Origin of the sequence: Flammeovirga yaeyamensis, assembly GCF_018736045.1 — a bacterium.
GTDB lineage: Bacteria > Bacteroidota > Bacteroidia > Cytophagales > Flammeovirgaceae > Flammeovirga > Flammeovirga yaeyamensis.
Genome location: NZ_CP076132.1, coordinates 1,563,483 through 1,578,444 on the forward strand (window position 1 = coordinate 1,563,483; position 14,962 = coordinate 1,578,444).

Here is a 14,962-nt window from a genome sequence, read left to right on the forward strand (position 1 = left end):
GTCCCTACGTGATCGATACATATCGGAATATTTTATTTGGGAAGAAGAACTTTCTTGATTCGATCTCATCTTTTATTAAAATCTCGGTCATTCATTTTCTTTGGATTGGGATAAATGCTTCGCCCTTGTATGGACGTTGCAGTGCAACGTCCGTACGGAATCGATTCATATCGGAATATTTTCTTTGGGAAGAAGAACTTTCTTCATTCCATCTTATCTTTTATAAAAATCTCATGCATTCATTTTTTTTGTATTGTGAAAATTGCTTCCCCCTTGTACGGACGTTGCATTGCAACGTCCCTACGGGATTGATTCATATCCAGAATATTTCATTTAGGAAAAAGAACTTTCTTCCTTCGATCTCATCTTATATTAAAATCTTGGGCATTCATTTTCTTTGGATTGTGAAAATTGCTTCCCCCTTGTACGGACGTTGCATTGCAACGTCCCTACGAGGAGCACCATCTCATCTCGTATCAAAAAACCACTATTTAAATATGTTTATATTTTTATTTGTTTGAATTGAAACAATAATTCAACTAAGGCAGTATATATAATCAGAAGTTAGATGAATACGCTTAGTAGATAAGTGAAAAAAATTGAGAGAGAGTTAAGTTCAGATTACCCTAATATCTATGATGTTAGGGTGTTTTTTTTGTATAAAATAGCAAAGGTGATACTCATAATGAATATCACCTTTGCTATTTATGTATTGATAAGTGAATTTACGTATTAGGTTAAATTCAAATCAATATTTATTTATCTTTTAGTACTAAGATTTCTGGAATGTTTCTACCGAAACCATCGTAGTCTAAACCGTAACCTACAACAAAACGAGGATCGATTTCAAAACCTACATAATTCACTGTAATAGGAATTTTTAATGCTTCAGGTTTGAACAATAACGCCACTACTTTTACAGAAGCAGGTTCCATTCCTTCTAGGTCTTGGATTAACGCTTGCATTGTACGTCCTGTATCCACGATATCCTCTACAATAACGATATGCTTACCTTTTACTTGATCAGCATTAAAACCAATCAGTTGTTTCACTTTACCTGTGCTCGAAGTACCTTCGTAAGAAGCATATTTCACAAAAGAAATTTCAAGTGGAGTTTTAATTTCTTTTACTAGATCAGAGGTAAACATAAAAGCACCGTTTAGAACACTTACAAAAAGAACCTCTTTTTCTTTGTATTCCGCAGTTAGTTCTTCACCTAAAGTTTGGATACGTTCAGCAATTTGTTCTCTACTAATAAACGGAACAAACTCTTTATCAAGAACTTTTGTTATTTCAGCCATGAGTGAAATTCTATAATGATTGATATTTTTTCAATATTGTTTTAAAGAGACAAATATAATATGTTGAACGCAATATTAATTGTGAGTAAATCCTAAAAGAATAGATTATTTCAAGGTTTTGGATTTTTCATCAATTTCAATCAACTTTATTAGGTTGAAAAACACAATTAGACCATCAACCCACTAATAATTACGAAAATTTAGATATGTCTACAGAAGATAAAAAAGGATTTTTTTCAAGATTCGTCAATAATATAGAGGACTACATCAACAACCTAGTGACTTTAGAGGTGAAAACCATTGTTGGAGACTTTAAAGTGGAAGGGGAAAAGGATGAAGTAATTAAAGAGGATAATTCAGAGTTTAAAGTGATGAGTAGTGAGATTCATTTACTGAAAGGGGACATTACCTCTAAAGTAAGTGAAAGCTTGATTCAGGATAAATATGCTTGGGTAAGAGATTTTCATGCACAAAAAGAAGCACACGGACACCAAATCATTAACGATAATATCCGAGCGATTTATAGTCTTTTTGAATTGTATCAAAAAACGAAAGGGGTGAATGTGCCTGTTTCTGCACCGGAGAATTACTCTTCTCAACCTCAGCTAACACAACATTCGGCAGCAGCTTATACGGCTCAGGAAGCATCGTTTAATCCTGTGGAAGCGGTACCTCCACCACCAACCTTCGAGGCTGCAGCAGAAGTGCATCCCGAAATTCCAGATGTTCCCGCAGATCAAGCCATAGATTTTGAAGCACCTGCAGACGATTTTAATCAAATAGCCGATGAAGGCGACGATACGCCTAAACAATAACTGATCAATGGAGAATTCTTTAAAATCTTTAGCAAGCGAACTTCTCACCTTAGAGGTAAATACCATCTTTAAAGAAAACACGACAGGAGCAAAAATGCCTGTGAACAAACGTGTGGCTTTAAGAGATATCATAGAGCGTTATCGAAAAGTATTATTGGAATACGATGTGGCGGTGAAGGCTCCTGTCACTTCCCCTCAGACCGATAAGAATGGCTTTGAGAAAACGGTATTGCAATGCACAGGGGCAGGGGAATATTCATTTATTGAAGTGAAGCACGCTGCAGTCAAAGGAAAAAATTATTACGAAGAGCTTCAAAGTAAAATGCAATCTGATGAAGAATTGGAATTTCTGAAAAACAGGATTCAAATGCTTTATCGTATCGAAAGACAGTCGTCTGGAATGATTGGTCTTTTTAAGAATCAAAGACTAAAATACGCTTCTGAAATAAAAAGTAGGAAGGAAGGCTTTGCCGAAGAATTTGATAAAGGAGGAGTGAACGATGTATTGAATCCGTTTCCTTCACAAATGAAATCGCATGCTTGGAACAACGACATTACCCTTCAGGAAATGAATACCGTTCCTAATCTAGAATTAGATACCGATCAGATTACCGCCATAAGAAAAGCATGGGAATTAGGCACCCAACAAGTCTTGCTTCAGACGGTGGTACAGATTGATGGAGACGTTACTTCTTATCTAACTCCTAAGTTTGTACACCTTCCCCCTGAATTAAGAAATATGGTCATGAATTTCCATCAAAGTTCGACCAATGAAGCGACAGCACATTGGAGTTCTCTGTTTAAGGTGTTGGCCGATTTAACAGGACAAGCATTTTCTTCTTTATTCGGAAAAAAATAGCGTAAATGATAACTTCTCAACAAGCTGAAGAAAAATTACAATCCTTAAAAGCCTCCAAAGAGGCGGCACAGTTAATATGGAATTCTTTTGAAGAAGGAGGGGTGACGATTCATACCCCTTTTACTTTAAATGGAAAGCCGTATGCCTTTTCTACGTTGATTCAGTTGGATGCCGACGTGATCAATTACTTTCCGAATATTAGTGATGCCGATTTCAACCTATACAGCAGAAAGCTAGAAAATGTGAGCAAAAGGCATTGGTATGAAGTTGAATTTGCCTTTTATAAACTAGGGTCGAGTAGACAACTTTGGTACTTACTCTCCGATATCATCTTATGGGGAAGCAATGCCATCGCTCTATTGTCATTGATGGATTTCGAGAACATTTTAACTACTTTGTATTGGTTATTATTGCCTGTCTTAAGTGGTGTGGTGAGAAAAAAGGTATTGAAAGTTGTCGCCCCTAAATTGTTGAGGTTCGCCTTCAACATCAAGAAATTTGTGGAGAGGATACTAAAAAAGAAGGAAAACAAGAAAAAGGAAAAAGCTATTTATTCGTAACGGAATCAATTACTGCAAACACTTCAGAATCAGAGACAGATTCTACAGAAAGAAAACCTAATGGACTTTGACCCGCCTCCGTGGATGCAAAATTGGAAGGTGGGTTCTCTACCGAAGCGTTCGTTCCAGAGGCTTCAATTAAGTTATTTACCGCCACATAATAATTATAGACGGAAGCATCGATACTTTTTAGATGTACCTGTATAGTATCCAAAGTACTAAAGGAAGTAAACGGATATTCCACAAACACACTTTTTCCATCAATCCCTTGATCGGTACTTAATGGAATTCGGGTGGGAGTGAGCAAGACAAACTGTCCGTTTATCTTTTGAGAAACCCTCCAACTATAGTAATTCTGTTCCTTTTCGGGATCCGTAAAATGTATTCTTACGATATAATTCTGATCACTTTCTCGAAATGAAATACGGTCAATAGGTACCTCTGTAGGTACTTTTACTTGCGCCTGAAATAGGGTATCTTGTTCCACTTCGTTACCAGGAAGGAAGACGTTAAGCGTATAGAATTGCTTAGGAATTAATCGAATTTGATTTTGAGGGACATATAACGCTCCAAAGCTAAAAGTGCCTTCATAGGTAAAAGGAAAGGTATTCGTACCAAAATTAGTTGGGAATAATACTACGGATGCGTTTTCGATCGGAGGAAAAGAGGTGGTGTCGTTAAAAGGCAATGACCTCGATAGCACAATCCTAGATAAAGAACTACTTTCTGATACATTTGCATCTATGATCGTTCGAGTTGCTCCTATAGGAACATCTAGAAAAATGGGTTCTTCGCAACCCCAAAGAAGTAAAAGTAAAAAGAATAGTAATATGTCTCTTAGCCTCATTGTTAGAACTTGAAGTTATAACTGAATGATGGCAATATACTAAACAAATAGACTTTAACGGTTTCTAATTGCTCCGGATTTACACTATTACTTCTAAATATGTACGAATAAGTGTTTTTTCTAGCATACACATTATAAATAGAAAAATTGAAACTACTCTCGTTTCGTTTCTGCTCATGCATTTTTCTATAGAAAGTAAGAGAGATGTCCAAATGATGCGTACTCGGTAAACGGGCTGCATTTCTGTCGCCATAAATTGGGATCACATAACCATCTTTATGATGTTTTCCTATCGGTGATGTAAATGGTCTACCTGAAGCATAATTCCATACCGCCGAAAACTGAATCTGCTTCGTAATTTCAAAGGAAGCCAAGATATTAAAAACGTGTCTTTGATCTTGATTGGTTGGATACCAATTGTTGTTATTAATGCCGTCTACCTGTATTTGAGAATAACTCCAAGTATAAGATATGGACCCAGTTACCGTTCCTTTTCTTTTTCTAAATAATGTCTCAAAACCATAGCTTCGACCAATACCTGTGGAGACATCATTTAATAAGTTGTCTGGAGAAACAAACTGACCGTTAGGCTTTAATTCCAATATGTTTTCAGAATCTTTATAGTAGGCATCTAAAGAAATATCAAAAGCACCGTCCTTAATTTTATTGATGTATCCAATACTGAATTGGTTATTGATCAGCGGATTAATGTCCTCATTTGCAGGTACCCAAACCCCGGCATTACTTGGTAATGTAGACAGGTTTAACTCTTGGGCATACTGCGACATGCGGTCGTAGGCCAAACGAACCGATTGTGTTTTGGTAAGCCCAACACTAATCGATAACCTCGGATCAAAGTTGTGATGAGTGTTATTTATCTGTAATCCCTCGTTGTAAATTGTATCTTGCAAAGCTGTGGTCGTAGGAGTGTCTTCTGTTCCTAAAGGAGTAGCAATAGGGATATATTCTCTTTTGTTTTTGAAATTATCAAACCTAGAATAACGACCACCAATACCTAATTTCACTTTATCAGCAATATTCCATTCCACATCAAAATACCCAGCACTTTCTAAAGACCGAATGTCTTGTGCTTCTGTGGGTGTAATAATACTTTCTTGATCGTAGGGAGTGATATCCCCCGAATTATATAAATGGAACATACTTTCCACTCCACCTTTTAAGGTAAGGAAAGGAGTGAGGTAATGTTCGAGGTTGTATTTTAAACCAAGATCGTCGATGGTATAGGATGTTCTATAACTTGTTTCGGGAACTGAATTGATAATGTTTGAGACATTATAATGGGTGTACCATAAACTTAGATTGCTGTATAATTTTGAGGTTAGTAAGGAAGTCCAAGTCACGTTTGCGGTGTTATTTCCCCACTCACTACTTGATACATCCTCAAAGGCCAATCGGTCTCTACTAAAATAACCTGAAGTAGTAATGGTATTCTTTTCGTCTAATTGGAATTTTAGCTTCGTGCTTAAATCATAAAATAGAATGGAGTTTAAACCTTCACCACTTATCTGAAATAAATCGGTGTAGGGTCTTCTTCCTGAAATAATAAAAGACGATTTATCTTTCTTTATCGGGCCTTCCAATGTTAAGTTCGCAGATATTGTTCCTACCCCCCCAGAAATATTATAATTCTGACTGTTTCCTTCTCTTAAATGCACATCGATTACAGAAGATCCTCTACCTCCGTATTGAGCAGGTAATCCACTTTTATAGGTTTTGACTGATTTAAGGGAGTTGGTATTGAAAATAGAGTAGAATCCAAGACTGTGGGTTGCATTGTATATGGGTACATTATCAATGAGAAATAGATTTTGATCTGTTCTACCTCCTCTTACCGATAGTTCGCTACTTCCTTCGTTGGCACTTTTAAAGCCCGGCATCAATTGTAATGATTTAATCACATCACCTTCCCCTAAAATCATAGGGAGTTCTTTCGTGATTTCAGGAGATACCTTTGTGATATTACTTAATTCCAGCACACCATCATAAATTTCGGAGTTACTGGAAAGAATAAGGACTTCTTTGAGCTTGGTTTCACGGACATCCAACTTCATGTTGAGTTGGTATTCTTTATTGACTTGAATAACTGTGTCAATTCCTTGGAACCCTAAAGATTTGATGCGAATGTTATATTTTCCGAGAGGGACAGAAATAGAGAAGAAACCGTCGACGTTGGTCACGGTACCGATATCGAGGTCGTCAAAATAAATGGAAGCACCGATAATGGTTTCGTTGGTGAATTTCTCTCGAACAATACCACTAACGGTATATTTGGCCATCCGTCGGCCTTCTTTAGAATCAAGAGGTATTCTTCGAACGGTCACGATGACATCATCATCGTCAATTCGGAAATCGAGGAATTTACCATCAAACATGTAATGAAGAATTTCAACCAAAGAGGCATCTTTATTGAAATTAATACGCTTTACCATAGGGATATTATCATCACTATAGATAAAGTTGACATCACACATTTTAGTAATAGAGTCGATGGCTTCAAGATAGGTGGCTTCTCTAAAAGCAAAAGGGTATTTCTTCTCCTGAGCAACCAAATTATTGGATGTTAGGAAATGAAATAAAAAGATAAAAAATAGGTATATGAATTTGTTTCTTATCAATTTAGAGAAGGCTTTGAGCAATAACAATCTTCAAATGTAATAGGAAATTATTAACATTGAAGATGATATTCATCTAAAATAAAAAGCATTTATCTTACTAAGATACAACTCCTTTTCCTAAAATTGATTCTAAGGCAGTAATTCTTTCCTTTTCTTGTTGATGTTTCTTTAAAACATCTGCTTCAGAAGCTCTAACTGAACAGTCCACTGATGGACATCTTTCGCAAGTTTCGTTCACGAACTCCATTCTTACTTTTTCAGATTGCCATAAATTGGTCTTCTTTCTAAAATCGTCGTTCATTAAGAAACCAATCGTGATACTTGTATCAATAGTTTCGTCAACAAGAGGAAGGGCACGAGCCACAGAAATACAGAAATACTCTTTTCCAGAAGTAATGTATCGAGAAACCTGTGCATCGCAAAGGTATTTTTGGTCGATACCTTCTTTTCTGTTTTTCTCTAGATCTTCAAAGATTTTCAGCGACACCCATTTTCTACAATAGTGTTCTGAAAGTACAGTTCCGTGAGGGCTATGAAGACCGTCTAAGTGAAGTTCTTTTGTTAGTGTATATTTATTGCTTCCAGGAATATGGTCTAATCGTAAGAAGAATATTTTACTTAAACCAAAATGTTTAGGAAGAATACTAGTAAGACGATATAGGAATGTTTCTGGAGAAGTATTGTGCTTAAGGATCAAATCGATAAAACCATCGAAAGAGAAGGTTCTGCTTTCTACGATTTCTCTTACATCTTCAACGATTTTATCTTCAGGAATCAATAAAGCACCTGCAAAATACGTCGCCATGTAATCATTGAAAAGCATGTCGAATGATTTCACATTCATCCAAGAGTAGGTCATAGATCTCTCTTTGATGCCTAAAACTTGGAAAGCCGCTTCACGAGCGTAAATAAAGGTTTTGCGTCTAGAATTTAGCTTTTTATTGATCATTAAGGTTGGAATACCATCGTCGCTCATTTTAATGACCGATCGGAAAGTATCCAACGCTTGATGTTCACTTAAAGACTCATCATCAATTTCGTACCCACAGTAATTTCTGAGGTAAGAATAGAGTTGTTGTTCTAAAGGTTCATCGTCGTTGATCTGCTTTTTTCTAAATTCACGAGCTGCTTTTTCAATATCTTCAAAATAGTTATCATGAATTTCTTGATACGATCTTAATACAGAGAAATAGAAATTCTCTACCGTAAGGTTGTAGTTACGAGAAATCTCAACGATAGTATTGACGAAGGCCGATAATTTTGAAGGAGCATCAGACATTAACTCTAGTAGGTTTCTTGGTTCTAGACCAAAAACATCTAAAGGTAATTCTTGAAGGATGTTGGAATTTAAAAGCTTGGAGATAGCACCAAGTTTTTTGGAAATTTTGAGTGATACTAACTCATCATAACTTACACCAAGAGAGGAGGCTAAAGCTGTAATTTTATTCCTTTTTGGATATTTTTTTCCTTTTTCAATTTCATTGATATATGAAACAGACATCTCGGCTTTCTTGGCTAACTCCGATAATGAAAAATTATTTTCTTGTCTATACATACGGATTTTTAGTCCGAATATGAGACGGATATTTTCCTCTAAAATCACAGGCTTGGCTTCTTTCGCACTTGGTTAAATGATTGCAGTCTATATTATCTACAACGACAAAATAGAACTTTGAATTTTCGCAGGTGTAGGGTGTTTTATTTCTATCAATCTACGAATTATTATAAAGTTACTCTAAAAAAGTTCTGATTTTTCAGCATAAATAGATAATAACTGTAAAATTAGGACAGATTTAGTAAAAAATATAATGTTTTGCGAAATTTCGCTTTTATTTACTGTTACGTTTATTTATTTTTGTATCAAAGATTAGCGAATCGATTAAAAGCAAATAATATATATGCTTTTCTTCTGTTCTTTTTCCAGAAAAGGAAAGCTAATAATCAGATATATAATTTTTCGTTTTCAGAAAAGCCTATCCTTTCAGAGGATAGGCTTTTTAGTTTTTATATTTTTCCTAAGAGGCTAGAAATACAAATAATCCGGAGATGAAAACCAGCAATCCAGCAGCGGCAACAGTTGCCGTACCATAAGCCACAAGATCCTTTGCTAAATTACCTTTGCTCGGTAATGCAGCCGCACCATAGTGTCTCGTAGAGAAAGCTAAGCGAACTCTACGTTTTTTGTCTAATGACCAAGTGACCATTTGAGGGCTTAATTCTATCACAAGATCGAAATCTTCTCGAAGTTCTGCATCAGAGATTAGTCGTCTGAGAAACTTTTCTGTTTCGTGTTGTGATAGCTTTCCATCAAAGTAGTCCTCAATGAGCGAGATATTGTGAAATGATAGGTTTTCTAGGGTCTTCATCTGTATAAAGTAGTAGGGCAAATTATGTTATTCTGTAGATAAGAATAAGATAATAAAAAGCTACTTCAGAAGCCAATTTATTTGTGACGTTGTTCTAATATTTTAGTCACATCTTCTAAGCTGTAACCTTTTGCTCTTAATAATACAATATAATGGTATAATAAGTCAGCGGCTTCATTTAAGAATAAATCTTCGTTGTCATCTTTTGCTTCAATAACAAGTTCGACTGCTTCCTCCCCAACTTTTTGGGCTACCTTATTAATTCCTTTAGCAAAAAGGCTACTAGTGTAGGATGTATCCGAAGGATTTTCGTGTCTATCCTTAATCGTTTTTTCTAGTGCCTCTATAAATTCTAAAGCCATAGTCTTATTATTATAATTTATTTTATCTAAAAATGTTTTCTATAATCTATGAGATGCTTCCTCTAACCATTTGTGTGTAAGCTCTTAAGGCGGTTTTAAATTCCTCTCCAGCTTCTACTTTCTCTTTAATCCAAATGGCTGCGAAAGCATGTGTTAGTTGTTCGCCTTCGTCTTCTCCTTCGATAGTTATCTCTGGAGTTAGTTCTTCTGCAAGTGCTTCTTCAGCCGCTTGAAGTTGTTCAAGACTATAGGTCTCGACCAATTTTTTAATTACCGGTATTTTCATTATTTCAATTTTTCAATAAGTTCAACAACGGCGTCTTCTTTAGACATTGGTCCGCCTTCTACTAATTTCCCATCTTTAAAAATGGCAAAAAATGGAAGGTTATTTACGCCTGCCAAGGCTCTAGCTTCTGGACTCTCCTCAGCATTTACATCTAAGAAAGTAACTCCTTCGAACCTTTCGTCGCCAGATAATCGCTTAAACTTTGGTTTAAATAAACGACAGCTTCCGCACCATCCAGCAAAATATTTCACAACCACTTTATCATTCTCGGTGATCAGTGTGTTGAAATTACCATCATTAGCATCAATAACAGGCATATGTATCTATTTTAGGGTGTTTATATTACTAAAAATTAAATAGATCGAGGGTTTTGAGACATAAAAATGAATACTTAATTTTCACCTTTCAATCTATTTTATAACCTTTGCAAAAATAGAAATAAATATTGAAATTCTAGGAATGTGGTAGAGTATGTTTCAGCAAAAAAAGTATTCTTATTTTGAGCTGATTAAATAGGCTGCATCCATAAAAAATACAAAGATGGGATTAAAAACACGTGTGTATGTGTCCGATGTGGATAACTTAGGAGATGGAAGATATTGTGCAGGTATGGGTGTGGAAATGATTGGATTTCCGATTGAAGAAAACCATCCTCGTTTTGTCTCTACCGATAAGTTCAAAGAAATTGCAAGTTGGTTGGCAGGAATTAAGTTTGCAGGCGAAATCTATGATGCTGCAAATGTAGATCTATCTGCTTATGATGCCATCGAGTCAGTAATTACAGACAATCCAGCTTTAGTAAAAGAACTTGCGGGTCAAGGTAAGTCTTTGATGTACAAAATTAAGGTCGAAGACTTTGATGCGGTGGAACATCAAATGGCACTTTTGGAAGCAGATGTAGATACGTTTGTGTTAGAGTTTTCTAATACTTTATCATCAGAAGATTTTTCAAAAATTAAATCATTAACTGAAGAGTATAAAGTGATCATCGGTGGTGGTTTTGATGAAAACACAGTAAACGATCTTTTGGATCAAGCTTCGCCTGAAGGTATTGCCTTAAAAGGCGGATCTGAAGTGAGTGTTGGCGTTAATACTTTCGACGGTCTAGTGGAAGTGCTTGAAGCGATTGAAACAGACGAGTGGGTTTAGTTCAATCTCAAAAAATATAATCTAAAGAGTAAGGTGGAAACTTTACTCTTTTTTTATAACTTGATGTTTATGTACATAGAAGCGTGGAAAAAAATATGTGATCGATTTGAACTGGAAGAAGACGGTTTTGATGCCGAATCTTTTGGTGAAACAGCAGATCGACTTTCGGAGTATTTTGAGCATTTATTACGAACAGACTCCAGTAAATTAATGAACGGGCTTTACCGAATAGATGTAAGAGAAGATTTAGTGAAAGAGGCCTTCCAAGAAGGTAGTCTATCGGATATTGCCGATGCTTTAGCACGTCTTGCCTTACGTAGGGAATGGGAAAAAGTGAAAATGAGAGAACGTTGGTCGAGTAAGTAATTATGGAGTGGAATGCGTTGATTAAGGATTTTGGGATGTACTTGAAATTAGAAAGAAGTATGTCTGAAAATACCATAGAGGGGTATATTAGGGATGTTTCTAAACTATCGAATTATCTTTTGATGAACGAAAGTGAGCTGAATGCGACTACCCTCACACAAAGTGATGTGCTTACCTTTTTAGCCTATTTGAACAAAGAATTTCATGTCGCTACCTCCTCACAGGCAAGGTTGTTATCTGCCATTAAATCGTTTTATAATTATCTAAACGAAACAGATGTTACCGAAAATAACCCTGTAGAACTGATAGAGGCACCTAAACTGCCTAGCAAATTACCCGATACTTTAGATGTGGAAGAAATTGATGCTTTAATAGGAGCAATTGATTTGACCACTTATGAAGGAAGAAGAAATAAAGCCATCTTAGAAGTATTGTACGGTTGTGGCATTCGTGTTTCCGAATTGGTCAATCTAACGTTGGACGCATTGTTTTTTGAGGAAGGGTTTATCAGAGTCATTGGTAAAGGCGATAAAGAGCGATTTGTGCCGATTGGCTATGAAGCCATGAAACAAGTCACCCTTTATTTGGAAAACGATAGAATTACAAAATCACCTAAAAGGGGAGAAGAGAATATTGTGTTTTTGAATAGAAGAGGGGCAAGGTTAACGAGGGTAATGATTTTTACGATTATCAAAAGGTTGTCCTTAGCTATTGATTTAGGCAAAAACATCTCTCCACATACCTTTAGGCATTCTTTTGCCTCGCATATGGTCGAAGGAGGAGCAGATTTAAGAGCGGTTCAAGAAATGCTGGGTCACGAATCAATTACTACGACCGAAGTGTATACTCACCTGAATAAAGATTACCTACAGCAAATAATTACGGATTTTCATCCGAGAATTCAGACATAAAAAAGAGACTATTTCATTTTATTGAAATAGTCTCTTTTTACAGATTTTTTAGATACTTATATCTTAATAAGGAAGAAGGTTGAAAGGTAACTCTACATCATCAGAGTATTCCTCACCACTTTCCAACATATCTACATCGTTTTCTTCGTAGTACCAGTTCACAGTAACGTTACCACCCTTATCGTTTTGATAATCTTCTAACATTGTCAAAATTTCTAAGAAACGTCTCGAAGATGACGTATTGAAATATGACATTTTAAAGTTTAAGGTAATTGTTTTTCCTGCTTCTTCAAGGTAATCTTCTAACCAACTAAAAATTGGTCCAAAAAACTCAGTCGTATATTCGTGATATGATTCACCCTCAAGTTCTAATACTCCAGTTTGAGCATTAAAATCGATTCTAGGTATATAAGTTGATCCGTCAATATGGAAATTCTCCATGCTAATTCGTTTTTTATAGTTCTTTGTTAACTTTTACCGACAAAATAAAGAATGATCTAGTTTCGTCGTAGTCTTTTATGTTTATTTCAATAGGGTTACCCGATTTTCTAACCATGTCGATAAAGCCAAGGTTTGCACCAGGTTTACCTTCCCTTTGAGGCATTTTACGCTGTTCGCGATAGAATTTCTTCAACTCATCAGCATCCAAACCATTAATGTAGTTCGCTCTTTCGATTAGAGGAGGAACTTCTGTTTTAATGATGCAGTTTCCTGAAGTGATGATATAGTGATCTTCATCTTCTGCAATAGCCACAATTCCTACACCAATATCTCTGCCATCTTTTTCAGAATATTGCTTTTCGGCAGAATAGTGATGAATATTTTGAGCCATTTCGATGACGATAGCGAAAAGACGTTTTGCTATAACCCTACTTTCAGGAGTATTTCTAAGACTTTTACCTATAAGAGCAAGAACATCCTGAGAGAAAATTCCTTGGAAAGCCAAAGATATTTTTCTTTCGGACAATTGCTGTTTAAAAGTCTTAACACTGAAATGTTCTATGTATGCCATAAGTATCGGCCTCTTTGTCGTTTAAAAAATCTGTAAAAACTATCAATTAGGCAATAGTTAAAAAACTGATTATGTTGCTCAGGATAGCATCCAAGATACTATTTTAAAAATAATAAACTTAAAAAAAGAGCATAATTCTTGAAAGAAAAAATTGAATCATTTTTTAAAACATGGTTACATCTGTAAAAAAAGATCCTTTTAGTTTAGTCATTTTACATTTAAATAATTGATAAAATGATGTTTTTCACTTCAAAATAGAAATTTTACACTCTATTTACTTTTATTGCTACAACTTTTTTGCCACTTATTGTCATAACGGTAAAAAATGATTGTCAGTATATAAATGATCTTTTAATTTTACGTTATTAAAAAAAATATTTCAACAAATAATAAGATGAAAGGGAAAATCAGTTGGTTAGTCATTTGTGTAGGAATTTTATTTCATCACTCTTTAGTTTTCGGACAAGCAAAAATTCAATTTGATAAAAACATTCACGACTTCGGAGAAATTCAGGAAAGCGACGGAGATGCCGATGTCGTTTTTGAATTTACAAATACAGGGAATAAACCACTTACATTAACTTCAGTAAAAGCCAGTTGTGGATGTACCACTCCAGATTGGTCTACAGATCCTGTGGCTCCAAATGCCAAGGGATACATTAATGTAAAATATTCAACGAAAAGCAGACCAGGGAAATTTAATAAAACCATCTCTGTGCGAACAAATGGAACACCACAGGTACTTTTATTATCTATTAAAGGTAATGTGATTCCAAGACCTAAGGGTCCGAAAGACTGGTATCCTATGGAAATGGGGAGTTTACGTTTCAAAACCACTCATTTTGTCTTCAATAATATCAAAAATACGGAGAAGGATACTTTATCAACAATTATCTATAACCAGACTAAAAATCCGATCGAATTATATTACGATCAAGTCAAATTGCCTAAGCATATGGCTTTTTGGGGTGATAAATCAACTGTTGCGGCGGAAGACACACTTGTGGTTTACTTAAGCTATGATGCTTCACAGAAAACAGATTACGGATATATTTTCGAATATTTCCAATTGCCAACATCAGATGTAAAACAACCAAAGAAACGTATCAATATTTCTGCACATATTAAAGAAGATTTTTCTAGTGTGGCAGATAAAAAAGCAGAATGGCCTAAAGCAACTTTTGATAAGAAAAAGCACGATTTTGGCGAGATGAAGGCGTTAGATAAAGCATCAACGATGTTTACGATTAAAAACGATGGTAAAACCAAATTATTAATTCGTAAAGTAAAAGCTTCTTGTGGATGTACAGCGACTAAGCCGAATAAAACAGAATTAGCTCCTGGAGAATCGACTACATTGGACGTTACTTTTACTGCGGGTAACTACAATAGATCTGTAACAAAATCGATTACAGTAATTACAAACGATCCGGACCATCCAGAAAATACATTGCAAATTTCTGCTGATGTTAAATCTGCTGAGGAATAGAAA

Annotated in this window: 16 protein-coding genes and 1 pseudogene; 7 read left to right on the forward strand and 10 right to left on the reverse strand. The window is 35.5% G+C overall.

All coding sequences use genetic code 11. The features are described 5' to 3' along the window. Nucleotides 1-755 precede the first annotated feature (755 nt). Nucleotides 756-1,301, reverse strand: a complete 546-nt coding sequence (gene hpt / locus KMW28_RS06100) for a hypoxanthine phosphoribosyltransferase (protein ID WP_066209267.1) — start codon at nt 1,299-1,301, stop codon at nt 756-758. 206 nt (nt 1,302-1,507) lie between these two features. Here hpt and KMW28_RS06105 point away from each other — a divergent pair, with 206 nt between their 5' ends. Genes KMW28_RS06105 through KMW28_RS06115 form a run of 3 tightly spaced genes read left to right on the forward strand, consistent with a single transcriptional unit; the run spans nt 1,508 to nt 3,535 of the window. Continuing rightward, on the forward strand, nt 1,508-2,116 hold the full coding sequence (locus tag KMW28_RS06105; RefSeq protein WP_066209265.1) for a hypothetical protein: 609 nt from the start codon (nt 1,508-1,510) through the stop codon (nt 2,114-2,116). Nucleotides 2,117-2,123: 7 nt separating this feature from the next. After that, nucleotides 2,124-2,975 carry a hypothetical protein gene (locus KMW28_RS06110; RefSeq protein ID WP_169664160.1) on the forward strand — a complete coding sequence of 284 codons (852 nt, stop codon included), beginning with the start codon at nt 2,124-2,126 and terminating at the stop codon, nt 2,973-2,975. A gap of 5 nt (nt 2,976-2,980) precedes the next feature. After that, nucleotides 2,981-3,535 carry a hypothetical protein gene (locus KMW28_RS06115; RefSeq protein ID WP_169664159.1) on the forward strand — a complete coding sequence of 185 codons (555 nt, stop codon included), beginning with the start codon at nt 2,981-2,983 and terminating at the stop codon, nt 3,533-3,535. Here KMW28_RS06115 and KMW28_RS06120 read toward each other — a convergent pair. The 7 genes and pseudogenes from KMW28_RS06120 to KMW28_RS06150 all read right to left on the reverse strand — a co-directional run bounded on the left by KMW28_RS06120 (nt 3,522) and on the right by KMW28_RS06150 (nt 10,349). After that, complete coding sequence (locus KMW28_RS06120) at nt 3,522-4,382, reverse strand: DUF4249 family protein (protein ID WP_169664158.1); 861 nt, start codon at nt 4,380-4,382, stop codon at nt 3,522-3,524. The genes KMW28_RS06115 and KMW28_RS06120 overlap by 14 nt on opposite strands. 2 nt (nt 4,383-4,384) lie before the next feature. Then, nucleotides 4,385-6,952 carry a TonB-dependent receptor gene (locus tag KMW28_RS06125; protein ID WP_169664157.1) on the reverse strand — a complete coding sequence of 856 codons (2,568 nt, stop codon included), beginning with the start codon at nt 6,950-6,952 and terminating at the stop codon, nt 4,385-4,387. A 163-nt stretch (nt 6,953-7,115) separates the two neighbouring features. Then, entirely contained in the window at nt 7,116-8,621 is a 1,506-nt protein-coding gene (locus KMW28_RS06130) for a helix-turn-helix domain-containing protein (protein ID WP_262899382.1), read from the reverse strand. Nucleotides 8,622-9,033: 412 nt separating this feature from the next. Continuing rightward, nucleotides 9,034-9,384 (reverse strand): hypothetical protein, encoded by a 351-nt coding sequence (locus tag KMW28_RS06135; protein ID WP_169664155.1) that lies wholly within the window; start codon nt 9,382-9,384, stop codon nt 9,034-9,036. Between the two features lie 77 nt (nt 9,385-9,461). After that, nucleotides 9,462-9,734 (reverse strand): annotated as a pseudogene (hisE, locus tag KMW28_RS06140) (phosphoribosyl-ATP diphosphatase); the annotation flags it as partial. A gap of 58 nt (nt 9,735-9,792) precedes the next feature. After that, nucleotides 9,793-10,032, reverse strand: a complete 240-nt coding sequence (locus KMW28_RS06145) for a DUF6952 family protein (protein WP_169664154.1) — start codon at nt 10,030-10,032, stop codon at nt 9,793-9,795. Further along, nucleotides 10,032-10,349: a thioredoxin family protein gene (locus KMW28_RS06150; RefSeq protein WP_169664153.1), complete on the reverse strand. Its 318-nt coding sequence runs from the start codon at nt 10,347-10,349 to the stop codon at nt 10,032-10,034. Before KMW28_RS06150 ends, KMW28_RS06145 begins: the two co-directional genes overlap by 1 nt. 223 nt (nt 10,350-10,572) lie before the next feature. On the opposite strand from KMW28_RS06150, the gene KMW28_RS06155 reads away from it, so the two are divergent. The 3 genes from KMW28_RS06155 (at nt 10,573) to KMW28_RS06165 (ending at nt 12,458) form a co-directional block, all read left to right on the forward strand. Next, on the forward strand, nt 10,573-11,181 hold the full coding sequence (locus KMW28_RS06155; protein ID WP_169664152.1) for a hypothetical protein: 609 nt from the start codon (nt 10,573-10,575) through the stop codon (nt 11,179-11,181). Between the two features lie 69 nt (nt 11,182-11,250). Further along, on the forward strand, nt 11,251-11,547 hold the full coding sequence (locus tag KMW28_RS06160; protein ID WP_158297642.1) for a hypothetical protein: 297 nt from the start codon (nt 11,251-11,253) through the stop codon (nt 11,545-11,547). A gap of 2 nt (nt 11,548-11,549) precedes the next feature. Next, nucleotides 11,550-12,458, forward strand: a complete 909-nt coding sequence (locus tag KMW28_RS06165) for a site-specific tyrosine recombinase (RefSeq protein WP_169664151.1) — start codon at nt 11,550-11,552, stop codon at nt 12,456-12,458. A 63-nt stretch (nt 12,459-12,521) separates the two neighbouring features. Here the strand turns inward: KMW28_RS06165 and KMW28_RS06170 are convergent, their stop codons facing one another. Together KMW28_RS06170 and KMW28_RS06175 are read right to left on the reverse strand one after the other, a co-directional pair. Continuing rightward, a complete protein-coding gene (locus KMW28_RS06170; RefSeq protein ID WP_169664150.1) occupies nt 12,522-12,899 on the reverse strand; it encodes a DUF1987 domain-containing protein in 378 nt (125 codons plus the stop codon). Between the two features lie 13 nt (nt 12,900-12,912). After that, nucleotides 12,913-13,470, reverse strand: coding sequence for a SiaB family protein kinase (locus tag KMW28_RS06175; RefSeq protein ID WP_066209227.1), 558 nt, complete (start codon nt 13,468-13,470; stop codon nt 12,913-12,915). 394 nt (nt 13,471-13,864) lie between these two features. On the opposite strand from KMW28_RS06175, the gene KMW28_RS06180 reads away from it, so the two are divergent. Beyond that, complete coding sequence (locus KMW28_RS06180) at nt 13,865-14,959, forward strand: DUF1573 domain-containing protein (RefSeq protein WP_066209221.1); 1,095 nt, start codon at nt 13,865-13,867, stop codon at nt 14,957-14,959. Nucleotides 14,960-14,962 lie beyond the last annotated feature (3 nt).